Here is a 21,890-nt window from a genome sequence, read left to right on the forward strand (position 1 = left end):
AGTCGTTGACGACTCTTGAACGACAGGCTTCGTTCTATTCGCAAAAACGGGGGCTGTAAACTGTCAGAACTTACAGGTAGGCCGCGCATACCGGTCGGAGGAAAGCCGCACCTGCGCTCGCGACAAAGGGTCACGCTGTGCAACGATGGTGCCCTGCCCGACTGCAAATCCTCGTGGACGTGTTGATCGAACCCTCACCGGTCGATCACTGTCCCTTGGAAACGCGACGTTTTTTGCCAAGGATCGATATGACCAGCCTTAATACCCAAACCACCTTTGTTCCCGGACGCCTGGAGCAGATGTCCACCCGCATCGCCTTTTTTATCGCAGGTCTTGGCATCGCCGCGTGGGCGCCGCTGGTGCCGTACGCCAAGGCACGGGCCGGGCTCGACGAAGGGACGCTCGGGTTGTTGCTGTTGTGCCTGGGGGTGGGCTCGATTCTGGCGATGCCGATGGCAGGCCTCTTGTCCACGCGTTTCGGCTGTCGTCGAGTGGCGACCGGGGGAACGTTATTGATCTGCGTGGCGTTGCCGTTACTGGCGACGGTATCGTCAGTGCCGGCATTGATCGCCACGCTGTTCCTGTTCGGTGCGGGCCTGGGCACGGTGGATTCAACGGTGAACCTGCAAGCGGTAATCGTCGAGCGCGCCAGCGGCAAGAACATGATGTCGGGGTTCCACGGGATGTTCAGCCTCGGCGGGATTGTCGGCGCGGCGGGTGTCAGCGCCCTGCTCGGCCTGGGTCTGTCACCGCTGGGGGCGATGGCGGTGGTGGTTGTCGTGCTGGTGCTGGCCTTGCTCAAAGCGGCGCCGCATCTGTTGCCTTACGGCAGCGAAAGCTCGGGACCGGCGTTTGCCGTGCCCCATGGCATCGTGCTGTTTATCGGCGGCATGTGTTTCATCGTGTTCCTGGCCGAGGGCGCGGCGCTTGACTGGAGCGCGGTGTTCCTGGTGCAGGAACGCGGGATCGACACGGCGTATGCGGGGTTGGGTTATGCGGCGTTTGCGCTGACCATGACCGCCGGGCGGCTGACCGGGGACCGGATTGTCCGGCGTCTGGGCGCGACGCGGGTGATGGTATTCGGTGGCGTGACAGCGGCGGCGGGTTTGGCGCTGGCGACGTTCGCACCAGCCTGGGGAGCGGCGCTCGTCGGTTATGCGTTACTGGGGGCGGGTTGCTCGAATATCGTACCGGTGCTGTATACCGCGGTCGGTAAACAGACGGTCATGCCTGAGCACATTGCGGTGCCGGCCATCACCACTCTGGGCTACGCAGGGATACTCGCGGGCCCGGCGGTGATCGGGTTTATCGCCCATGGCAGCAGTCTGAGTTTTGCGTTCGGGTTGATGGCGCTGTTGCTGGTGGCGGTGGCCATTGGCGGCAAGGTGTTGAAAGTCTGATAAAGCTATCGCCAGCAGGCTGGCTCCCACAGGGGATCTTCAGTGAACACAAATTTTGTGTTTGGCAGAGATCAATGTGGGAGCCAGCCTGCTGGCGATAGCGCTGTGTCAGGCACCAGCATTGTCGACTGTGAAGCCGTCATCGCCAGCAGGCTGGCTCCCACAGGGGTCTTCAATGAACACAAATTTTGTGTTTGGCAGAGATCAATGTGGGAGCCAGCCTGCCGGCGATAGCGCTGTGTCAGGCACCAGCATTGTCGACTGTGAAGCCGTCATCGCCAGCAGGCTGGCTCCCACGGGGGATCTTCAGTGAACACAAATTCTGTGTTTGGCAGAGATCAATGTGGGAGCCAGCCTGCTGGCGATGGGGTCACCCCGGTCTATCAGAACCCGACGCTGGCCTGCACAAAGAACGTGCGCGGCGCACCGACGTACATCCCCGAGTTGTTGTCGCTGGAACGGGTGAAGTACTGCTTGTCGAAGATGTTTTTCACCCCGGCGCCGACTTTCAGGTTCGACAATTGCGAACCAAAGTCGTAACCACCGCGAACGTTCCAGGTCACGTATCCCGGAATGTCGCCGTACTGACCATCGGCGGTGCCTTCGGTGATGTAGTTGTTGGTGAAGCTGCCGTCGGCGTTGACCGCAACGCCCGGTGAGCGCTGCTTGGACTGGGCAAACGCGTCGAGGTTGTAGGTCCAGCGGTTGATGTCGTAGCGCAGGCCGGCGGTCGCTACCTGGCGCGAGTAGAACGGCAGGTCACGGCCCTTGAAGCCTGGAATTTCACCCTCATAAACGGCGCGGGTGTAAGTGAACCCGGCGTTGGCGGTCAGGCCGTCGAGTCGTGGATCGAGTGCCGCCATGTTGTAGTGCACCGAGGCCTCGATGCCCTGGTGCGTGGTCGCGCCGAGGTTGGTCCAGCCCGCGTCGTTGCTGATGTACTGCAACTCTTTATCGAAGTCGATGTAGAACGCCGTCAACTCGCCGCCCCACACCTCATTGTTGTAGCGCGTGCCCACCTCATAGGTCTTGGCCTTTTCCGGTTCCAGGCCATTGGCCGGTTCGTCCCCCGCGCCGCCCTGTCCCAGTTGGAAATATTGCAGGCTGCCAAACGAGGTTTCGTAGTTGGCGAACAGCTTCCACTCTTCCGACAGGTGATACATCACGCTCAGGGCCGGCAGCGGCTCGTTGCTTTCGATGCTGCGGTTCTTCTCCGGTACGCGTCTGCCGGCGGTGTCGAGCACGGCGCGGTCGTGCCAGTCGGTGCTGATGTGTTCGAAGCGGATGCCAGGGGTGATGGTCCAGTTACCGACATCGATTTTGTTGTCGATGTAGACCGAGTTGGCTTCAGTGCCACCGGTACGGTCCTGGTACACATGCCCGTCCGAACCGGGACGAATCACCGGCTCGTTGTTGACCAGCGCCAGGCGGCTTGCCTGCTCGTGCATGGCTTCCTTGAGGTAGCGATAACCGACGCTGACTTCCTGGGTGGTCGGGCCGACGTCGAACACACGGGACACCCGCGGCTCAATGCCGACGGTGTAGTAAGTGCGCGGGAACGAGCCCAGGGTTTTCTGATCGCGGGCAGCGATGTTGCTGCCACGGAAGCTGTCGGTGTAGTACGTCAGCACTTCGGCCTGGGTGCGGTCATCGAGCTGCCGCGTCCACTTGAACGAGACATCCTTGCGGCGCCCGGTGAAGTTGTCGTTGTTGCGGTCGGACTGAAACGGATTGGCGTCGTACTGCGCCTGTGTCAGGCCGCCGGGCATGTCGGCGCTGGCGTCGTAGTAGTGAAAGTTGAGGCTGAAATCGTCGACATCGGTCGGCGCCCAGTGCGTCTTGAGCATCACATCGTCGATGTCATTGCCGTTGTTGCGCTCGCGGTAACCGTTGCCGTTCACCCCCGAGTACAACAGCGCCACGCCGATGCCGTTGTCGGCGGTGCCGCCGAGGAATGCCGTGTCGATGTGCTTCCAGCCGCCGTGCTGGGAAGTCTCCAGGGTGGTGCCGATTTCACCGGTGGCTTTCTCCGGGATCGCGCGCGTCACGAAGTTGATCACGCCACCGACGTTCTGCGGCCCATAACGCACGGAACCGGCGCCGCGCACCACGTCGATGCTGTCCAGATTGCCGGAGGAAATCGGCGCCATGGACAGCTGTGGCTGACCGTACGGCGCGAAGGCTGCCGGCACGCCGTCGATCAACACCGTGGAGCGTGGCGACAGGCGTGAGGTCAGGCCGCGCACGCCGACGTTCAGGGAAATGTCGCTGCCGCCGGTGCCGTTGGCGTCCTGCACTTGCACGCCGGGTACGCGCTTCAACACGTCACCGACGTTCATGGCGCCCTGCTCGACCATGGCTTCACGGCGGATCACCGTCCGTGCGCCGGGATGGTTCTGCACCACCGCCGCGTCGGCATCGCCGAGCCAGTCGCCGACAACCTTGATGTCGGTCACGCCCAGTTCGATCGGGCCGGCGCCGGCGGAAGTCGGCGCCGGCGTCAGAGTCACCGAGCCTTCATCAATCTGGTATTGCAGGCCGCTGCCTTGCAGCAATTGGCGCAAGGCCTGTTCCGGCGAGAGGTCGCCGTCGACGGCTGGCGCTTGCTTGCCGGCCACCAGTTCAGGACTGAAGAAAACCTGCAGCGACGTTTGCTGACCCAGCTCACTCAAGGCCTGGCCCAACGGCTGCGCGGGAATATGGATGCCGTCGGCGGCGAACGCCTGCGGTAACGCAGCACTGACAGCCAGGGCGAGCGCGAGCCGCAACCAAGGGGAATTGTTGTTTTTAGCGGTGGTTTTCTTCACGTCGAACATTGTCCTGTAGATCGCAAGAGTGTGCGGCTGTTAATGCAAACCAGTTGCAGTTGGACAAGAAGACGAAGAACTCAAAAAAAACCTGAATCGGTTTGGAAATTAATAGGAAATTAATTGGAAATTATTTGCTGGCTGCCGTCATCGAGGGTCCGCACGGCCACCGGCAGGATGCTCGGCAAGGCCTTGAGCAGCGCGTCGGTGTTATCGGATTTGAACACGCTGGTCAGGCGCAGATTGCCCACTTTGTCGCTGCCGACCGTCAGCGGCTTCTCGCGGTAGCGCGAGACTTCGGCGGCGACCTCGCTGAGGCTGGCGTTGTTGAACACCAGTTTGCCGCTGCGCCACGCGGTCAGTTCTGCCAGATTGACCGCGTAAGCGGCGGCAACAGCGCCCTTGGCATCGACACGAGTGCCGAGGCCGGCGGTGAGGCTGACGACATCAGGCCCCTGCCCCTGAACCTTGACCGTGCCCTGCTCCACCGCCACCCGGGTTTCGGTCAGGTCGCGGCGCACATCGAAGCGCGTGCCGGTGACCGTCACCTTGCCGCTGCCCGCCTCGACTACAAACGGCCGGCTTGTGTCGTGCTCGACGCTGAACATCGCTTCGCCTTCAGTCAGCTCGATGCCGCGACGATCTTTTTCATAGCGCACCTGAACGCGGCTGCGGCTGTTCAGGTCGATCACCGAACCGTCGGGCAACGCCACATGACGACGCTCGCCCAATGCCGTGGAATATTCAGCCGTGTAGATCGCCGGGTGATTCAAACCGCTGAACAATCCCAACCCGAGCGCCACGGCCAACACACTGGCCGCCACTGCGTAACGCACCAGCGGCTGACGTTTACGCTGGGTCGGCGGGGTTTCGCACAGGGCTTGCAGACGCTTGGCAGGCAGCAGATCAGCCGCCGACCACAGGCCCTGGAGCAGTTGAAATTCGTCGCGATGCTGAGGATGTGCAGCCAGCCAGTCTTCGAAACGCCGGTACTCTCCGACGTCCACGGCCGGTTCCTGCAAACGCACAAACCACCGCGCCGCGTCGTCGCGAACCGTTGTTTGCCCGCACGCACAATCACGAGTATCCATCATGGAAGTTCCTGTTTGGCTGGGGGTGAGAAGGCGCGGCCGATCATGGGTGCAGTCCGTCGAGGCGGTCGCGCAGATGCCGCAAGGTGCGGATCATATACTTTTCCACCATGTTCTTGGACAGTCCCAGGCGTTCGGCGATTTCCGCCTGCGTCAGGCCTTCGATCTTCTGCCAGACGAACACCTTGCGGCAGTTGACCGGCAGCTCGGTGAGCGCCCGTTCGATGGAATCAGCCAACTGGATCGCATGCATGAAATGCTCCGGGTCGCCGGACGACGACGCACTGTGATCAACCGCCTCCGACTCCATGACGCCCCGCCGGTCCTCACGCCGATAACCATCCACCGCGATGTTGCGCGCGGTCTGGTGCAAATACGCCCGAGGTTGCTCCACCGCCGACGAATCGGACTCAAGCACCCGCACGAAGGTGTCGTGGGCCAGGTCCTCGGCCTGCTGACGATTTCTCAGGCGACGGGTCCAGGTGCCAACCAACTCTTCGTAATGCTCGAAAAAGCCGTGTCTGCGGGGCAACTTGGGGGTCATTGCGGTGTGCTGTGGGGACGGGGCGTGAATAGTAATGCTTCCTATTAACCGGAAGCAATGCATTCCACGTCGCCCGCGTCGCCGTTAGTCAGTCAAGCCAACGGCCCCCGTTGCAGGGGCCGTCGTAAACCTCTGGATCAGTGCGCAATACACACCGATTTCAACTCGGTATACGCCTCGATCACCGCGCGACCAAACTCGCGGCCCATGCCCGATTGCTTGACGCCGCCAAACGGCATGGCCGGGTCAAGCAGCACGTGGGCGTTGACCCACACGGTGCCGGCTTCGATGCGCGGCACCAGGTTCATCGCTTTGCCGAGGTCATTGGTCCACAGGCTGGCGGCCAGGCCGTAGCGATTGTCGTTGGCCAGGGCGATCACCGCGTCTTCGTCGTCGAACGGCATCACGCCCAGCACCGGGCCGAACACTTCTTCGCGGGCCACGGCCATGCTGTGGTCGATGTCGGCCAGAATCGTCGGCTGCACATAGAAGCCCTCGCCTTCCAGCAACTCACCGCCCGACACCACCCGAGCGCCTTCGCGGCGAGCCAGTTCGATGTGTTTGAGGACGCTTTGTTGTTGCTTGCGCGACACCAGCGGATTGATCGCCGCATCGCAATTCATGCCTGCGCCAATCGGCATCGCCGAGACGGCCGCCGCCAGCGCTTCAACGAACTGATCGTGGATCGAGCGATGCACATAGAAGCGCGACGCTGCCGCGCAGACCTGGCCGTTGTTCAACAGGCCACCGAGGATTGCGCCCTGCACCGCTTTTTTGATGTCAGCATCGGCCAGCACGATCATCGGGTTTTTGCCGCCCAGCTCCAGCGAGAAGCGCGTCATGTTTTCCATGCACGCCACGCCGACACTTTTGCCCACGGCGGTGGAGCCGGTGAACGACACCTTGCTCACCAGCGGATGCGCGGTCAGCACGCCGCCGACTGAAGCGCCGCCACCGGTGACGACGTTGAACACGCCCGCCGGAATGCCGGCTTCGAGGGCTAGCTCAGCCAGCCGCATGGCGGTCAGCGGGGTTTCCATCGCCGGTTTGATGATCACCGTGCAACCGGTGGCCAGCGCCGGCATCAGTTTCCAGGCAGCGATCAGCAGCGGGAAGTTCCACGGCACGATGCCGACCACCACACCCACCGGCTCACGCTTGGTGAACGCGGTGAACTTGGCGCCCGGCGGCAGCGGGATCGACACGTCAAAGGTCTGCCCTTCGATCTTGGTCGCCCAGCCAGACATGTAGCGCATGAACTCCACCGTGGCGTTCAGATCCAGCGCGCGGGCCATGTTGATCGACTTGCCCTGGCTCAGGGTTTCCAACTGCGCCAGTTCTTCGGCATGCGCCTCAACCAGTGCAGTGAAATTCAGGAGGATGCGTTCGCGATCCGCCGGACGTAAACCCGACCAGACGCCGGATTTGAAGGCTTTATGGGACGACTGCACGGCGCGTTCGACCACGTCCAGCGGCGCGTCCAGGGTTTCGCACAGGGTTTGCCCGGTGGCCGGGTTGACCACGGCAATGGTCGGGCCGTCGGCCAGTACCCATTGGCCGTCAATGAAGCAGCCATGGCGGCGGTCGAGGAAGGCAGCGACCTGCGGCAGAATTTCAACGTTGCTCATAATTCACCTGTCGTTCAAACGAGTGGTTCAGCCCGAAAAATCCGGCTGATTAGCGTTGTTCTTTGAGGAAGCACACGACCGCCTGGCGATCATCTGCGGAGGCCATGCCCATGTAGGGCATGTAGGTTCCGGGCACATAGGCCTGGGGTTGGGTGATCAGCTGGGTGATGGTTTCGGCCTGCCAGGTCACGTCTTTGCTGCGCATCGCCTGCGAATAGCTGAAGCCGTCCAGCGAGCCGGACTTGCGCCCGACCACGCCCGCCAGGTTCGGCCCCATCAGGCCGGCCATACCTTTGCTCACCGAGTGACAAACCCCGCATTCATTGGCGAACACCTGGGCGCCGTGGCCCTGATCCGGCGCGCAGTCGGCGGCGACTACGGTTTGCGCCAACGCCAGTGACATCAAACCGATGAGGGAGAATTTCTGCGAAGTGAACATAGAAGACGACCTTGAAAATCCGTATGGACCAGCGTTGATACGGATTGTCAGCGGTCAGTGCCCTGCAGGTTTTGCCCTGCGTGCCAGTCGTATTGGCAAGGCTGCCAAACTGTCCATTTTGGCAAGCACAGGCAACTCTTTGGCAACCACACAAAAGGCCGAAAAAGTTCCGGGCCGTAGTATCGAAAAAGACCTCAACCCTGTGGTCATGAACAAGAATGGATGCCACACCATGCTCAAGTCCCCCTTGCTTCGTCTCTCGACGCTCGCGCTGCTGATCAGTGCCGCCCAGGCCAATGCCTACGAACTCTATGCCGATGACGACAGTCACCTGAACGCCACGCTGGAAGCGGTATTCGGCATTTTCCACAGTCAGGAAAACTATGCGTTGTCCGGCCGTCTCGACGAGGGTTCTTCGTCGTGGCGCGAGGGCTACATCAAATACGGCCTGAGCTTCGACAAAGGCCTGGCCGGTGTCGGCACCGCTTACGGTGCGGCAAACCTGCTCAGTTCCGGCACCTGGGGCGACGGCGATGCCGCCGGTTTCAGCGATGGTTCGGAACGCACCACCAAGTTCGAAGACGCCTACCTCGGCTGGCGCTCGGGCAAGCTGTTTGACGTGCTGGGTGAGGACGGCGTCGACCTGTCCTTCGGCCGCCAGAACATCGTGGTCGGCGACGGTTTCCTGATTAATGGCGACGCGCTCAACCTGGGCAAAGGCCTGGCCGACGGCGAGTTCAACCGTGGCGGCGCCTACTGGCTGGCCGCGCGCAAAGCGTTCGACGAGACCGCTGTGTTGCGCCTCGGTGGCAAGGAAGGCTGGCGCAGCGACCTGATGTGGCTGAAGTCGAACAACCGCGCGCAAGCGAAAACCGAAATGTACGTCGGCACCCTCGAACACGTGGCCGAAGCAGGCACGGTCGGCCTGACCTACATCGACACCAAAGATGTCGATGAACAATACGCCTCGCCGATTCAGCTCGAACGCGACGGCATGAAGACCTACAGCCTGCGCGCGACGGGCAATGCCGGGGTGAAAAACCTGTTCCTCTCGGGTGAATACGCCACGCAAGACAAACCGCACACCTCCACCGAAGACGCCTGGTACCTGGAAGCCGGCTGGACCTTCGCCGACGTGCCCTGGACGCCGTATGTCAGCTACCGCTACAGCCGCTTCTCGGAAGGTTACGACACGCTGTTCTACGGTTTCAGTCGTGGTTTTGGCACCTGGTTCCAAGGTGAAGTGGCGGGCAACTACGCCGGCCCGTTCAACAACAACTCGCGCATCCAGAACGTCACGCTGAAAGTCTCGCCACTGGAAAACCTCAGCGTCGGCGCGATGTATTTCAACTTCGACACCATCGACCGCAACCTCGGCAACACCGATGGCCACGAGGTCGACCTGTACGCCGAATGGCACGTCAACGAGCACCTGACGGTGATGCCGCTGATCGGCCTGTACCAGCCGGACAAGAGCGCCGATCAGGGTGGCACCCAACTGGGCAACAACGACAAAAACCTCTACAGCCAAGTGGTGTTTGCCACCACGTTCTGAGTTTTGTCCGACGCGGTCCTTGTAGCCGCTGTGGGAGTGAGCCTCTGTGGCGAGGGGATTTATCCCCGTTGGACTGCGCAGCAGTCCCATTTTCGGGGGCCGCTCCGCGACCCAACGGGGATAAATCCCCTCGCCACAGAGGTTCTCTCCCACAGGGTTTCGTTAGCTGCTACAGGGATCGCGTTTTGGCAGACATTGCCTTTCAACGGAAACGGAGTTTCCAATGCACTCAAAATTCCTGACGATCCAGAGCAAGATCGCCCTGCTCGCCGGCCTCTGCCTGTTGCTGGTAGTGGGTTTGCTGATGGGCTTGTCGCTTTATCAGACCCATCAAAGCAGCCAACAAGTGGCTCACGCCAGCAGCGAGATGCTCGCCAACGCGGCCAAGGAACACATGCAGGCGCTGGGCAAAGTACAGGCGATGCAGGTGCAGCGCACCTTCATGCAGACTCACGAATATGGCCAAGGGTTGTCGCGCTATTTGCTGTACCTGAGGCAGCTGCAACAGCAGGGCAAATTGACCCGCCCACAATTGCGCCAGGAGCTGAGCACCCAGCTTCATCAAGCCCTGATCGACAAGCCCGACCTGCTCGGGCTTTACGTCATTTTCGAACCCGACGCCCTCGACGGTGCCGACGCCAGTTTTGTCGACCAAGCCGTTGTGGGCAGCAACGAAACCGGACGCTTTTCCCTGTATTGGGTGCAGAGCAAACCCGGCGAACTGCAAGCGGTGATCGGCGACGAAGCGCTGCTGGCCAACACCTCGCCCGGTCCCAGCGGCGCGCCGTATAACGCCTTCTACACCTGCGCCCGCGATACCCGTCAGGCTTGCGTACTGGAGCCATATTTCGACGAAGCTTCCGGTAGCCGCAAACTGGTGACCAGCATCGCCTTCCCGCTGATGGACAACGGCAAAGTCATTGCCGTGGTCGGCCTCGACATCAATCTCGCTGCCCTGCAACAGAACAGCGAAGCCAGCGCCCGCCAACTGTTCGACGGTCATGGCCAGATCAGCATCGTCAGCCCGCGCGGGGTGATTTCCGCCAACAGCCAGGACGTCAGCCGCCTCGGTCAACCGCTGGAGAATGCCGAGGTCATGGACACCTTGCGCCAGGGCCAACCCAAAGTGTTCGTCGATCAGCAACAGATCAAAGTCCTCGAACCGCTGGCCCCGATTGCCGGCGCGGCACCCTGGGGCGTATTGGTCGGCGTGCCGCAAGACGTGTTGCTCGCGCCAGTGACCACGCTGCAAAAAGAGCTCGATGCGCAAGGTGTGCAAAGCACCGCGCTCGAATTGTTGTTGGGCGGTGGCTCGGCCCTGCTCGGTTTGCTGCTGATCTGGTACACGGCGTTTCGCATCACTCGGCCGCTGCAAGTGCTGACGCGGGTCATGGAAGATATTTCCCTCGGCGAAGGCGATTTGACCCGACGCTTGGCCGTGCAATCGCGGGATGAAATCGGCCAACTGGCGACTGCGTTCAACCGCTTCGTCGAGCGCATCCATCACTCGATCCGCGAAGTGTCGTCGGCAGCGCTCGGCGTCAATGAAGGGGCCAAGCGCGTGCTGCTCGCCTCCAACGCGTCGCTGAGCAACTTCGACGAGCAATCGACCCGCACCAACAGCGTCGCCGCCGCGATCAACCAACTGGGCGCCGCCGCACAAGAGATCGCAAACAATGCCTCCGACGCGTCACAACAGGCGTCTGCCGCGCGGCAACAAGCCGAAGACGGGCGTCAGGTGGTGGAGCGCACGATCCAGGTGATGCACGAACTGTCCGGCAAAATCAGCACCTCGTGCGTCAACATCGAAGTGCTCAACAGCAAAACCGTGAACATCGGGCAGATCCTCGAAGTCATCAAAGGCATCTCGCAGCAGACCAACTTGCTGGCGCTCAACGCCGCCATCGAAGCCGCTCGCGCGGGTGAAGCAGGCCGTGGATTTGCGGTGGTCGCCGATGAAGTACGCAGCCTCGCCGGGCGCACGCAAACATCGGCAGCCGAGATCCAGCAGATGATTGAAGAGCTGCAAATCGGCGCGCGCGAATCGGTGACCACCATGACCGAAAGCCAGCAGCACAGCGAGGAAAGCGTCAGCATCGCCAACCTCGCCGGTAAACGGCTGAGCAGCGTGACGGCGCGCATTGGCGAGATTGATAACGTCAACCAGTCTGTGGCGGCGGCGACAGAGGAACAGACGACGGTGGTGGAAGCGTTGAATGTCGACATTACCGAGATCAACACCCTGAATCAGCAAGGGGTGGAGAATCTGCAGTCGACGTTGCAGGCGTGTACGGAGCTGGAAAGGCAGGCGGATCGGTTGAATCAGTTGGTGGGGAGTTTCAGGATTTGAGATGAGTGTTGCTTGATCGATCGCCTTCGCGAGCAAGCTCGCTCCCACAGTTAACCGCATTCCACTGTGGGAGCGAGCTTGCTCGCGATGAACGATGACGCGGTGCATCAATGAATACACGAGCAGGTCAGTTTCAGGCTTTTGGCAGATCCATTCGATAACCCGCCCCCGGCGCCCCTTCATGCATCGCCGCCTGAATGTCGGCATACAAAGCGTTCGCCTCAGCGGTAGTGATTGATCGGGAACAATCACGCAGCACCACGCGCAAAAGCACATTCTCCTGGCCCGGCAGCAGTCCTAACCGGTCAATTGCCTGCGCGGGTAAATCCGATAACTCCCAACGCCCTTTGACCTGCATCTCCTCGATCCAGTCAGAACAGTCACCAGCGGCCTGCAACATTCTCTCGGTCAGCACCTCTTCGCTCAGCCCAGGTGTTACTGCCAGCGAAATATCACGAGCAATCGACGGCAAACGTGATACTGGGGACCATGGATTCAGATCATGCATCTGCGCCTGCACTCGCACGTTCTGATCACGCAGCAAGCGAATATCCGGAATACCTTTGCGCAACATCGTCAGGCGATCCAGCCCCATCCCTAACGCCAGCCCTCCATGACGCAACGGATCAATTTTCAAGCGCTCCAGCAAAGACCTAGCAATACGACCGCACTCCAGCACTTCAACCGGAACACCGTCATTCAATACATTCACTTCGATTCCGCCCTCTGTGTAGTGATGCGGACTGTCGCTGTAGACCCAGGATTTTTCGGGAACAGCGGACTTGAGGATGTCGCCGACCAGACGCAACAGATGTTCATGCGTCGACAGCTCCGGGTCACCCAGCACCCAGATATCCATCTGATGCGGTTCCGCGCAATGCCAACGATCCCGACTATCGCGACGGAAAGTGATACCCGGCGCGGCCAGCAAGATCGTTTGCCCCGTTTGCCGCACTTGAGCCGCTCGCTGAAGCGCTGCCGGAATCTGGCTGGTGGTTTGTGTTCTCAACAGCGAGTACTCATCGACCCAACGGGTGTGTTCACTCCCGAGCGTGACCTCGGCCGAGTCATAGCCGAGTAATCCGTAATTTTCTTCGGCGGACACAATCCGCGGCCCCGTCTGTAGTTGCGGTAGGGGCCAGCCTTTTTCAACGAGTCCTTGGAGGATTTCAGTTAGCAGGAGCCGGACAGAGTGGTCGGGATTGTTTGATTCGGTTAGATCAACCATTAATAGGGCTTGATGAACAGACGTCTCTGTCAGATATTTCTTTGATGCATGCACTATATAACCCTCTCTACAATTGAATATCGAGCTAAAAAACCAAGCCCATAAATAAACCTAACGACACAAGATCACTGACCACAACTAAAAAAAGCAATATTCCAAACTTTCAGAACAAGACTACAGACCGGACTTACACAAATAACCGCTTTGAACACCCCAGGAACACTCATAGCAAAAATGATTCTAAAAAACCCCAAACAAACTATTTATCACATCAAAATAATCTGTATTAATTAGTCCTCTCCTAGCGGTTAGGGGAGAAAAAACAAAAACAATGAAAAAGGATGATCAAATGAAAAATAAAAAAATCGTCAAAGAGAAGCTGAACCGGATCACTTCTGGCCCGGAGAATTTCGGGTGGGCGCCGTTGGCTTGGGCTCACACTGAAGAGTAAATAGCTCTAATGCACGGCAAGCTTTCTTGCCGTGCATTAAAAAATCAGGAGGATTATATGCCACCACCGAATAAGATATCGACACTCTTCGGCCATGAGAAGCCATCCATCATCGCGGACTCTGAGGACTTCCTCAGAGAATGTGCGCTCTTAGGATTCAACACGGCCAATATTTCTGGGCTACAGAAATTACCAAAAAATAGTATTGTGTTTTCTTTTAGCAACGACGCTGCAAAAAAAACTTTCGAGCTAGCAAAAAACACAGAAAGCAAGAAAAGTGTATTCTGCGCGGCTCAAGTGTTCGAGCCCACCGTAGCTAATGCTCTCTATAGCTTGAAGCTTTTGCTGAGCAGCAATTTTGAACATGCCTTGAGCACGCAGCGTTCTGTGTTACATATGCTCAATTCAAATGACAAATTTTTTCTGTCTGGTAACGACGCCGAAGCGCAAGTCTCAATTTTTTCACACGCCCAGCCTTACGCACTACTTGCTGAAGACGTATCCCACGATTTTGTTCAGTCCGTAGCAGAGTTCTTTGAAGTTCATTACGCACACATGAACCCACAAGAGCCCTGTCCGTTTTCTTTTACCGGAACATTAAAAATCGCGGGAATTCTGACCGTACTTAGAAAGGCTAACCCGATACTCCCCGAGGGTTTGAAAATCTCACTTAAATGGCTGAGCGATCGAATATCGGAAGAAGGAGCACTCTTATCAGTTAAAGACAACACCATCACCTCACTTCAAATAAACAACGAGGACTACGTAAAGCTTCTGGATCTTGCGGCTGGTTCCCGCGGGCTGAAGCTGACGGAGTTTGCAATCGGGGTCAACGAGGTTATTGCTTCAAATATTGATTACAAAATCAATTCACAAATGAATGAAGGCATCAGCGGAGTTCATTTAGCTATTGGTGATGGGTCGTCCGGTTATCACATCGACTTCCTTAGTCCAGCGGTAAGCGTGCATCCAGAACACTAGTAATTTAGTAACACGCTCAATTAAAAATCTCGCTCTATTTCTCCTATTGTAACAAGTGCCTAAGATGCGTCGACTCATACATCGTCTTCGCGAGCAGGCTCACTCCCACAGTTGACCGAGTTGTCCGGCCGGACGCGGTTTAATGTGGGAGCGAGCTTGCCCGCGATGAACGATGACGCGGTTTCCAGGTGGTTATTTCGGCACTTCGACGTTATCCATCATCCGGTTCACCGCCAATTCCGCCTGCATGATGATCTGCTGAATCCCCATCGCCGTATTCCGATGCGGCCCTTCCAGGTGCGCGGCGAAATCGCTGGTCATGACGCTGGCCGAGGCCAGTGATTCGCAGGTGTGTGCCAGCAGGTCTTCGTCTTTGATGTCCGGCGCGATCATGAACATGGTGCTCGGTTTGCGGGCGACCGGGGTTTTGAGGGCGTCGGGGTTGAGGTAGTGGTCGAGGGCGCGCTCGGCGGCTTCGTGGAGCTTTTTGGAATCGAGTGATTCGTAGGGGGATGCCGGATCTGTGTCTGGCGGATTTGGTGTTGCCTTGAACATATTCATCTTTAACCTTTATGGGCTGCCACGCCTCGCTACTAATACGAGGGGTGGCGGCTGTACGCAGGTTAGTAGACCGGGGAAAGATGAGAAAGCCGGCGCGCCCGAGGGCGCCCTGCGCACAGCCACCATCAAATACAGGCATGGAAATACCTGTCTGACAGACGCCTGTCGCTCTCATCAATCCTCGGGCTACTAAACCCGATCACTGGGAATCAGTGACGGGGATCAAGTTACCGAGGAGGTCCAAAGCGCACAAGCCGGCGGATTCTGGCGTAGTCGTAGGCAATGGCGCAAGGCGTTGTAGCTTTCAGGAAGTAACCTTAAACACCTTTAAACAAGTACTCCGAAAAGGCACCGCCTTCGCGGGCAAGCCTCGCTCCTACAGGTTTATGTCGTTCATACATTGTGAGTTCGCCTCGCCTTTGTAGGAGCGAGGCTTGCCCGCGAAGAACGATAACGCGGTCTCTCAGCAATGCGCCCCCGCATGCTCAACCCGATGAAATAACCGATTGAAATACACCAGACTATCCCCTGCCCCACGCACGCCAACCTTCGACAATTCGACAAACATCACCGAGTGCGAACCCACTTCCTTGCACTCGGTAATCCGTCCTTCCAGTTGCACCAGGGCATCGCGCAGCACCGGTACATCGGCGGCGCCGTCGTCCCACAAGTCCCAGGCAAATCGTTCGGCCATCGGAACCTGGGTCATGCCGGCGAAGTGTCGGGCCAGCTCTTCCTGTTCGCTGCACAGTACGTTGACGCACAGGTGGCCGTTGGTGCGGAACACATCGTGGGTGGCGCTGTTGCGGTTGACGCAGACCAGCACGGTCGGCGGCGAGTCGGTCACCGAACAGACAGCGCTGGCGGTGATGCCGCAGCGTCCGCCGGGGCCGTTGGTGGTGATGATGTTCACCGCAGCAGGCAGCTGCGCCATGGCGTTGCGAAAGTCGATTTGCTGCTGGCTCAGGTCGGCCATGTCGGTGCCCCTTCCTTCAGGAGGACCGTCGTTGCGCGGCCCCAAGTGATGGAACAAGACTAAGGCCCGGCGCGGCCCGCAACCATTCTGACGATCCCCATGGCGAGGTGGGCTTTCCGCTAGTCGACTAGGTGGTTTCTTTATCGTCAGGGCCCGTCGCAATGGGTATTCTGCTCTGAGGCGCCAACATAGGCGTCGACGTCCGCCGCAGCGTTCCCGCGTGCGAAAACAATAATGAGAAAATCCCGTGGCAGTCCCTGATGGAAATCCGCAAACCGATTGTTTACATCGTCGATGACGATAAAGACCTGCGCACCTCGCTCGCCTGGTTGCTGGAGTCGGTCAGCGTGCAGGCGCAATGCTTTGCCGGCGCTGAAGAGTTCCTGAGCCAGTACGACCCGAAACAACCGGCGTGTCTGGTGCTGGATGTGCGCATGCCGGAAACCAGCGGCTTTCAACTGCAGGAAATCCTCAACCAGCGTGGCAGCACCTTGCCGACCATTTTCGTCTCGGCCCATGGCGACATTCCGATGTCGGTCATGGCGATGAAGAAGGGTGCGCTGGATTTCGTCGAGAAGCCCTACAACCCGCAGCAGATGATCGACCGCATACAGGCGGCGCTGAAGACCGCCGTACAGGCCCAGGCCGAGCAGCAACAGCGTCAGCACCTGCAAGGCAAACTCGCGCTGCTGACCAGTCGGGAACGGGAAGTGTTGATGCTGGTGATCGATGGCAAGGCCAGCAAAGTCATTGCCCGGGAGCTGAACATCAGCGTGAAAACCGTGGATGTTCACCGGACCAAGATCAAGGAAAAGATGGGCGTGAGCAGCATTGCGATGCTGGTGCGCGAAGTGCTGCATTTGCCGGTGGATGAGCCTGCGCGGCATTGATCCTTAATCTTCGGCGAACTTCAGATCGCTATCGCGAGCAAGCTCGCTCCCACATTTTGACCGCGTCCGCCCGGACAACTCGGTCAACTGTGGGAGCGAGCCTGCTCGCGATGAGGCCAGCACATTCAACATCGAGGCGCCTGACACTCCGCCATCGCGAGCAGGCTCGCTCCCACACGCGATCAGTGGCTGTAGCGCTTGCGATACTCCCCCGGCGACACGCCGAAGCGTGACTTGAACGCCGACGAAAAGTAGCTGGAATCCGAGAAGCCCCAGGCGTAGCAAAGGGCCGAAAGCTTCTGCTCGACATCCGAGCGGCGCAGGTTTTCGGCGCAGAAATCCAGGCGTCGATGCTTGATGTATTGCGCCACCACCAGCCCGCGCTTGGAGAACATCCGGTACAGCCCGCGCACCGAAATCCCCACCTCGCGAGCAATCAACTCGGGGCACAGTTCCTCGCTGCTGATGTGCTCGTCGATGTAGGCGATGGTTTTGCGAAATTGCCGCTCGTGGGCATCTACGCTGACGTCCCGGGCGCTGATGCCCGGCAAAAGCAGACTGACCAGCGCGTCGAGCACCGCTTCGCTTTCCTGCATGTCCAGACTGTGTTGCTGCCGGGTTTCCAGGACCATGCGGTTGGCCAGCGCCGCCAATGGCGTGTTGGCCGGGATCCGCGTAGCGCAGTTGACCGCGTTGAAGTGCGAACCGCGCTCCACCACCTGTCGCGGCAAAATCAGCGACAGTTGCCGGGAGTCTTCGTTGTAGGTCATGTCACTGGGGCGGCAGGCGTCGATCAGGGCGATGTCGCCGCAACCCAATTGGGCGCGGTTGTCACCCTGTTCAAGTTGCGAACTGCCGTTCAGTTGAAACACCGCGTAGTAGTGGCCGTCGCTGCTGGTGCTCACATCTTTGCTGGTGCGATACAAATGCACGTGGGCCATGTCGACCACGCTCAGGTTGATCGCGCCGCTGCGGAACTCCGCCAGATCACCGTAGAAATTCGCGTCCAGTGCGCGGGCATCGAAGCGCCCACAGGCCTGATTGACCTGGCTTAACCAACTTTCGAATGCATCATTGCGCACTGCCGAAGAAGTAATCATGACCGCAAGGCCTCACGTCAGTTTTATTGTTATTTTTCGACCGCTTCGCCGAGCGGTTCGATGAATACCGGTGTCGTGACCGTCGCCTCCTTGACGGTCGTGGGCCGCCGATTTAATCGACTCCCACGCAATGTTTCCAGGGGTTTAACGGGTTACAGGTCCAATACCAGACGAGCGGAAAGCGCTCGCGAAACGCAGGCGCAAATCTGCTTGTTGCCTGCCTTTTCCTTGTTCGACAAACAGTTGTCACGATGCTCCGGCAAGCCGTCCAGCACCTCGACGATACAAGTGCCGCAAATGCCTTCACGGCACTCGGTGTCGATGTCGCAACCATGGGCCTGCAACACGTCGACCAGACTGGCATCGGCGGGTACGTGCAGCACCACGCCGGAGCTGGCCAATTCCACTTCAAAAGCACCAACCGGACCGGCGTTGGTAGCGGGATCGGCCTGGAAATGTTCCAGGTGAATGAAATCATCGCTACGGCTGCGCGCCGCCACTTCCACCACTTTGTTCATGAACGGCGCCGGGCCGCAGGTGTACACATGCGCAGCGCTGCCCGCCTGACTCAGGCTCTCAGTCAATGCCGCGTCCATATCACCCGGCTCGACGCCGTAGTGGAATTGCACACGATCGGCAAAGGTGTCGGCCAATAACTTGGAAAATGCAGCGTACTCCGGCGAACGAGCGAAGTAATGCAGGCGATACGGCTGACCGCTTTCCGCCAATCGATAGGCCATGCTCAGCAGTGGCGTGACGCCGATCCCGGCGGCGAACAGCACATGTTCGGTGGCCGTCGGGTCGAGGCGGAACAGGTTGCGTGGCGCACCCATTTCCAGCTCCATGCCCTCTTCCACTTGTTCATGCAGTGCCAGTGAACCTCCGCGAGACTGCGCTTCTTTCTTCACCGCCACCAGATACGCGCGGCGATCCTGCGGCGGGCTGCACAGCGAATACTGACGCGTCACCCCGGTCGGCCCGGTCAGGTCGACATGCGCCCCCGGTTCATAACTGTCGAGCGGCTGGCCGTCACTGCGCACGAGGCGAAAGGAACGGATATCCAGCGCTTCGTCGACGATCCTTTCGATCCTCACTTTCATCATTGCGTCACCTGAAATTCGGTTGTTTTTGTTGTATGGCTTTTTAAGTCGATCACGGATCTGTGGCTGGATGCTTAGTTGGTGAGGGGGCTTTTGTGGTGAGGGGATTTATCCCCGTTCGGCTGCGCAGCAGTCGTAAAAATCTATGTTGCAGCCGAAATTTTCAGGGCCGCTACGCAGCCCAACGGGGATAAATCCCCTCGCCACAAAAGCTCCCTCGCCACAGCTGATCGCGTTTCAGCGCATGAACAGGCCGCCGTTGATGTCCCAGCACGCGCCCGTTACCGAGGCGGCGTTGTCGGCGATCAACAGCAACACGCTGTCGGCGATGTACTCGGGGTCGCCAAGGGTGCCGGCCGGGATCATTTTCAGGATCTGTTCAAGTCGCTCCGGCGCTACGCTTTCGCGCACGATCGGCAAGTCCAGTGGCCCCGGCGAAATGCTGTTGACCGTCACCCCTTGCGGGGCCAGTTCGCGGGCGAAGACTTTGGTCAGTGTCGCCACGCCACCCTTGGCCGCCGCGTAGTGCGCGCCGGTGGCGGTGCCGCCGTTCTGCCCGGCGAGCGAAGCGATGTTGACGATGCGGCCAAAGCCCCGCTCGGCAAAGTGCGCGCCGAACACCTGGCACGCGACAAAGGTGCCGCGCAGGTTGATTGCCATCGACTCGTCGAATTCTTCCGGGGTGATGTCCATCAACGCCGCGACTTTCGACTGGCCGGCGTTGTTCACCAGAATGTCAGTGCCGCCCCAACGCTCGGCGAGCAGGTCACGAGCCCGGACAAAATCCGCTTTGTTGCGCACATCCAGTTCGATGGCGACGGCACTTTCGCCGCTGCCATCAAGCTCAGCAGCCAGACGTTGCGCACCGTCGAGGCGCACATCCGCCAGGCCCACGCGATACCCCGCCGCGTGCAAGCGACGGGCGATGCATTCGCCAAGACCGCGCGAAGCACCGGTTACCAGGGCTACTCGATTCATGGTGTTGCCCCTCACAGCAGGAAGCCGAGCGCGCTCAGGCTGTCGGTGGAATTGATCAGGCGCACGACCTTGCGTTCGAGCTTCGCCACGCCGTCGGTGAAACGAATGCGGTGGTTCAGGTCGGCCACGAACGGCGTGTGCACACCGCGTTTGTAGGCGTACAGCAACTGCGCGGAGTTGACTTCAACCAGGTCGCCCGCCGCTTCTACCAAGCGAAAACGCGAAACGCTGCGGATGGTTTTTGCCGCGTCCACCGCCGACGGCGAATAGCCGGCGGTCAGGCGTTCGATGCGCAAATCCCGCATGCGCGCATCGTCGTAGGCGTAATTCAGCGTCGCTTCAAAGTCTTCGGTGTCCGGGTCGATCGGCACGATGTACAGGCCGCTGTCGCTCCACAAGGTCGCCCACTCGGCGTAGTTTTTGTGGTCGAGCAGTTCGGCTTCGCGCCAAATGAATTCGATGGCTTGGGCCAACGGGCCGGAAAAACCGTTCAGGGTGTCGTGATTGCTCATTGGCTCATCATCCTTTTCCACATGTCATAGGCACCGCGCATGCCGCCTTCGTCGGTGGCGTGGCTGACCTTGTCGCCGTTCTCGGCAACGATTTCCCGATTGAGGCCACGGTTGACCAGGATCGGCGCGTCGACGCCGGCGTATGAGCCGCGTTGCACACGGTCCCAGGCCTCGGCGTCGTCCGGGCTGCCGAAACCGAACGGGCCCTGGAAGTGTTCGTGAATGCGCATGCGTTCGCGGTTGGCGATCTCCGGGCCGCCGTCCATGCCGAGGGCGACGTGGCGGATTTCGGTTTCGGTGACCGAGACCGGGCGCAACACACGGAAGAACGACATCGACATCGCCACGTTGGGGAACAGATTCAGGTTGAAACCGGCACCGTGCAGCGAACGCACGATGCGGCGCACCTGCGCGGGCTCCATGGTTTTCGACAGCTCGGCGGTCACATGGGCGAAGCGCTCCTGCAACTGTTCGGTGCCGTCGTCGTGATCGAGGTCGACGTGCTCGGGCACCATCACCATCACGCTGTGGCCGTTGCCCAACGAGTGGGTGACCGCTTGCTCGTCGGTCATGAACGAAAGCATTTCCGAGGTTTCTTCATCCACCGACGACATGAACGACTTGTGCACGATCGGGAAGTGGTAACCGTCGGTGGTGTTTTCCAGCTGGATCTTCCAGTTGCCCTTGAAGCTGAACTTGTGTTCGCCCTGGGTCTTGATCGGGTAGCCGGCGCCCTGTTTCATGAACAGGTCCATCCAGTGTTTCGCACCGCCGAGGAAATCCACCAGAGGTTCGATCTCGTCGTTATAGCTGGCGAAGACCATGCCGGCGTAGCTCTCGACACGCAGGCTGGTGAGCGGCAGTTCGGACTTTTCCAGAATGCCTTCGTAGCCGTCCGGATACGGCAGCGCGCGCAACTTGCCATCCAGTCCATAGGACCAGCTGTGGTACGGACAGGTAAAACCAGTGGCGTTGCCTTTGTGTTTTTCGCACACGGTGGCGCCACGGTGCCGGCAGCGGTTTTCGAGGACGTTGATGTTGTTCTTCTTGTCGCGAACAACGATCACCGGGCGACGGCCGATGGTCGCGGTCTTGAAGTCGCCGCTGTTGCGCACTTCGCTTTCGTGGGCGACCCACACCCAGGTGCGGTAGAAAATCTTTTCCAGCTCGGCTTCGAACAGCGCCGGGTCGTTGTACAGCGAGACGTCGACACGGTCGTGACTGACCAGCTCGTCGGGGCTTTTCGATGATGCGATCAGCCGGTATTCATGAGTGCTCATGCGGTTCTCCTCATGGCTT

The 21,890-nt window shown here is 59.5% G+C and carries 18 protein-coding genes and 1 pseudogene; 6 read left to right on the forward strand and 13 right to left on the reverse strand.

What is annotated here, in order from left to right:
* The first annotated feature begins 248 nt into the window (after nucleotides 1-248).
* Nucleotides 249-1,400 carry an MFS transporter gene (locus tag ACRC4F_RS11255; protein ID WP_438659386.1) on the forward strand — a complete coding sequence of 384 codons (1,152 nt, stop codon included), beginning with the start codon at nucleotides 249-251 and terminating at the stop codon, nucleotides 1,398-1,400.
* 383 nt (nucleotides 1,401-1,783) lie between these two features.
* Here the strand turns inward: ACRC4F_RS11255 and ACRC4F_RS11260 are convergent, their stop codons facing one another.
* The 5 genes from ACRC4F_RS11260 to ACRC4F_RS11280 form a co-directional block, all read right to left on the reverse strand.
* Nucleotides 1,784-4,207 carry a TonB-dependent siderophore receptor gene (locus tag ACRC4F_RS11260; RefSeq protein WP_438659387.1) on the reverse strand — a complete coding sequence of 808 codons (2,424 nt, stop codon included), beginning with the start codon at nucleotides 4,205-4,207 and terminating at the stop codon, nucleotides 1,784-1,786.
* A 119-nt stretch (nucleotides 4,208-4,326) separates the two neighbouring features.
* Entirely contained in the window at nucleotides 4,327-5,301 is a 975-nt protein-coding gene (locus tag ACRC4F_RS11265; protein WP_438659388.1) for a FecR family protein, read from the reverse strand.
* A 40-nt stretch (nucleotides 5,302-5,341) separates the two neighbouring features.
* Nucleotides 5,342-5,842 carry a sigma-70 family RNA polymerase sigma factor gene (locus tag ACRC4F_RS11270; protein ID WP_438659389.1) on the reverse strand — a complete coding sequence of 167 codons (501 nt, stop codon included), beginning with the start codon at nucleotides 5,840-5,842 and terminating at the stop codon, nucleotides 5,342-5,344.
* A 137-nt stretch (nucleotides 5,843-5,979) separates the two neighbouring features.
* Nucleotides 5,980-7,470 (reverse strand): aldehyde dehydrogenase family protein, encoded by a 1,491-nt coding sequence (locus ACRC4F_RS11275; RefSeq protein ID WP_438659390.1) that lies wholly within the window; start codon nucleotides 7,468-7,470, stop codon nucleotides 5,980-5,982.
* Nucleotides 7,471-7,519: 49 nt separating this feature from the next.
* On the reverse strand, nucleotides 7,520-7,909 hold the full coding sequence (locus ACRC4F_RS11280; protein ID WP_438659391.1) for a c-type cytochrome: 390 nt from the start codon (nucleotides 7,907-7,909) through the stop codon (nucleotides 7,520-7,522).
* Between the two features lie 232 nt (nucleotides 7,910-8,141).
* Here ACRC4F_RS11280 and ACRC4F_RS11285 point away from each other — a divergent pair, with 232 nt between their 5' ends.
* The 3 genes and pseudogenes from ACRC4F_RS11285 (at nucleotide 8,142) to ACRC4F_RS11295 (ending at nucleotide 11,814) form a co-directional block, all read left to right on the forward strand.
* Complete coding sequence (locus tag ACRC4F_RS11285) at nucleotides 8,142-9,464, forward strand: hypothetical protein (RefSeq protein ID WP_438659392.1); 1,323 nt, start codon at nucleotides 8,142-8,144, stop codon at nucleotides 9,462-9,464.
* Between the two features lie 442 nt (nucleotides 9,465-9,906).
* Nucleotides 9,907-10,416: pseudogene (locus ACRC4F_RS11290) on the forward strand (cache domain-containing protein); the annotation flags it as partial.
* A 144-nt stretch (nucleotides 10,417-10,560) separates the two neighbouring features.
* Nucleotides 10,561-11,814 carry a methyl-accepting chemotaxis protein gene (locus ACRC4F_RS11295; protein ID WP_438659440.1) on the forward strand — a complete coding sequence of 418 codons (1,254 nt, stop codon included), beginning with the start codon at nucleotides 10,561-10,563 and terminating at the stop codon, nucleotides 11,812-11,814.
* 133 nt (nucleotides 11,815-11,947) lie between these two features.
* On the opposite strand, the gene srmL is transcribed toward ACRC4F_RS11295, so the two are convergent.
* Nucleotides 11,948-13,096 carry a PheS-related mystery ligase SrmL gene (gene srmL, locus ACRC4F_RS11300; RefSeq protein WP_438659393.1) on the reverse strand — a complete coding sequence of 383 codons (1,149 nt, stop codon included), beginning with the start codon at nucleotides 13,094-13,096 and terminating at the stop codon, nucleotides 11,948-11,950.
* A 454-nt stretch (nucleotides 13,097-13,550) separates the two neighbouring features.
* Here srmL and ACRC4F_RS11305 point away from each other — a divergent pair, with 454 nt between their 5' ends.
* Nucleotides 13,551-14,474, forward strand: a complete 924-nt coding sequence (locus ACRC4F_RS11305) for a hypothetical protein (protein ID WP_438659441.1) — start codon at nucleotides 13,551-13,553, stop codon at nucleotides 14,472-14,474.
* Between the two features lie 192 nt (nucleotides 14,475-14,666).
* On the opposite strand, the gene ACRC4F_RS11310 is transcribed toward ACRC4F_RS11305, so the two are convergent.
* Together ACRC4F_RS11310 and hpaC are read right to left on the reverse strand one after the other, a co-directional pair.
* Nucleotides 14,667-15,029, reverse strand: coding sequence for a DUF6124 family protein (locus ACRC4F_RS11310; protein ID WP_438659394.1), 363 nt, complete (start codon nucleotides 15,027-15,029; stop codon nucleotides 14,667-14,669).
* A gap of 469 nt (nucleotides 15,030-15,498) precedes the next feature.
* Entirely contained in the window at nucleotides 15,499-16,011 is a 513-nt protein-coding gene (gene hpaC / locus ACRC4F_RS11315) for a 4-hydroxyphenylacetate 3-monooxygenase, reductase component (protein WP_438659395.1), read from the reverse strand.
* A 260-nt stretch (nucleotides 16,012-16,271) separates the two neighbouring features.
* On the opposite strand from hpaC, the gene ACRC4F_RS11320 reads away from it, so the two are divergent.
* Nucleotides 16,272-16,901 carry a response regulator transcription factor gene (locus ACRC4F_RS11320; protein ID WP_438659396.1) on the forward strand — a complete coding sequence of 210 codons (630 nt, stop codon included), beginning with the start codon at nucleotides 16,272-16,274 and terminating at the stop codon, nucleotides 16,899-16,901.
* A 182-nt stretch (nucleotides 16,902-17,083) separates the two neighbouring features.
* On the opposite strand, the gene feaR is transcribed toward ACRC4F_RS11320, so the two are convergent.
* From feaR to ACRC4F_RS11345, 5 genes are all read right to left on the reverse strand, one after another.
* The gene (gene feaR / locus ACRC4F_RS11325; protein ID WP_438659397.1) at nucleotides 17,084-18,001 is read right to left on the reverse strand and encodes a transcriptional regulator FeaR; all 918 of its coding nucleotides are present in this window, start codon (nucleotides 17,999-18,001) and stop codon (nucleotides 17,084-17,086) included.
* Between the two features lie 152 nt (nucleotides 18,002-18,153).
* The gene (locus tag ACRC4F_RS11330; protein WP_438659398.1) at nucleotides 18,154-19,104 is read right to left on the reverse strand and encodes a PDR/VanB family oxidoreductase; all 951 of its coding nucleotides are present in this window, start codon (nucleotides 19,102-19,104) and stop codon (nucleotides 18,154-18,156) included.
* Nucleotides 19,105-19,338: 234 nt separating this feature from the next.
* On the reverse strand, nucleotides 19,339-20,079 hold the full coding sequence (locus tag ACRC4F_RS11335; RefSeq protein WP_438659399.1) for an SDR family NAD(P)-dependent oxidoreductase: 741 nt from the start codon (nucleotides 20,077-20,079) through the stop codon (nucleotides 19,339-19,341).
* An 11-nt stretch (nucleotides 20,080-20,090) separates the two neighbouring features.
* Nucleotides 20,091-20,591 carry an aromatic-ring-hydroxylating dioxygenase subunit beta gene (locus ACRC4F_RS11340; RefSeq protein ID WP_438659400.1) on the reverse strand — a complete coding sequence of 167 codons (501 nt, stop codon included), beginning with the start codon at nucleotides 20,589-20,591 and terminating at the stop codon, nucleotides 20,091-20,093.
* The gene (locus tag ACRC4F_RS11345) at nucleotides 20,588-21,871 is read right to left on the reverse strand and encodes an aromatic ring-hydroxylating oxygenase subunit alpha (RefSeq protein WP_438659401.1); all 1,284 of its coding nucleotides are present in this window, start codon (nucleotides 21,869-21,871) and stop codon (nucleotides 20,588-20,590) included. Before ACRC4F_RS11345 ends, ACRC4F_RS11340 begins: the two co-directional genes overlap by 4 nt.
* Nucleotides 21,872-21,890 lie beyond the last annotated feature (19 nt).

Source organism: Pseudomonas sp. (assembly GCF_051660785.1).
Lineage (GTDB): Bacteria > Pseudomonadota > Gammaproteobacteria > Pseudomonadales > Pseudomonadaceae > Aquipseudomonas.

What these genes read in the sequence shown, in the direction of transcription:
- ACRC4F_RS11340 (WP_438659400.1), bottom strand. Translation starts at nt 20,591, where the DNA reads ATGAGCAATCACGACACCCTGAACGGTTTTTCCGGCCCGTTGGCCCAA.
- ACRC4F_RS11305 (WP_438659441.1), top strand. Translation starts at nt 13,551, where the DNA reads ATGCCACCACCGAATAAGATATCGACACTCTTCGGCCATGAGAAGCCA.
- ACRC4F_RS11255 (WP_438659386.1), top strand. Translation starts at nt 249, where the DNA reads ATGACCAGCCTTAATACCCAAACCACCTTTGTTCCCGGACGCCTGGAG.
- ACRC4F_RS11310 (WP_438659394.1), bottom strand. Translation starts at nt 15,029, where the DNA reads ATGTTCAAGGCAACACCAAATCCGCCAGACACAGATCCGGCATCCCCC.
- ACRC4F_RS11275 (WP_438659390.1), bottom strand. Translation starts at nt 7,470, where the DNA reads ATGAGCAACGTTGAAATTCTGCCGCAGGTCGCTGCCTTCCTCGACCGC.
- ACRC4F_RS11295 (WP_438659440.1), top strand. Translation starts at nt 10,561, where the DNA reads ATGGACACCTTGCGCCAGGGCCAACCCAAAGTGTTCGTCGATCAGCAA.
- feaR (WP_438659397.1), bottom strand. Translation starts at nt 18,001, where the DNA reads ATGATTACTTCTTCGGCAGTGCGCAATGATGCATTCGAAAGTTGGTTA.
- ACRC4F_RS11320 (WP_438659396.1), top strand. Translation starts at nt 16,272, where the DNA reads ATGGAAATCCGCAAACCGATTGTTTACATCGTCGATGACGATAAAGAC.
- hpaC (WP_438659395.1), bottom strand. Translation starts at nt 16,011, where the DNA reads ATGGCCGACCTGAGCCAGCAGCAAATCGACTTTCGCAACGCCATGGCG.
- ACRC4F_RS11330 (WP_438659398.1), bottom strand. Translation starts at nt 19,104, where the DNA reads ATGATGAAAGTGAGGATCGAAAGGATCGTCGACGAAGCGCTGGATATC.
- ACRC4F_RS11345 (WP_438659401.1), bottom strand. Translation starts at nt 21,871, where the DNA reads ATGAGCACTCATGAATACCGGCTGATCGCATCATCGAAAAGCCCCGAC.
- ACRC4F_RS11265 (WP_438659388.1), bottom strand. Translation starts at nt 5,301, where the DNA reads ATGATGGATACTCGTGATTGTGCGTGCGGGCAAACAACGGTTCGCGAC.
- ACRC4F_RS11270 (WP_438659389.1), bottom strand. Translation starts at nt 5,842, where the DNA reads ATGACCCCCAAGTTGCCCCGCAGACACGGCTTTTTCGAGCATTACGAA.
- ACRC4F_RS11280 (WP_438659391.1), bottom strand. Translation starts at nt 7,909, where the DNA reads ATGTTCACTTCGCAGAAATTCTCCCTCATCGGTTTGATGTCACTGGCG.
- ACRC4F_RS11335 (WP_438659399.1), bottom strand. Translation starts at nt 20,079, where the DNA reads ATGAATCGAGTAGCCCTGGTAACCGGTGCTTCGCGCGGTCTTGGCGAA.
- ACRC4F_RS11285 (WP_438659392.1), top strand. Translation starts at nt 8,142, where the DNA reads ATGCTCAAGTCCCCCTTGCTTCGTCTCTCGACGCTCGCGCTGCTGATC.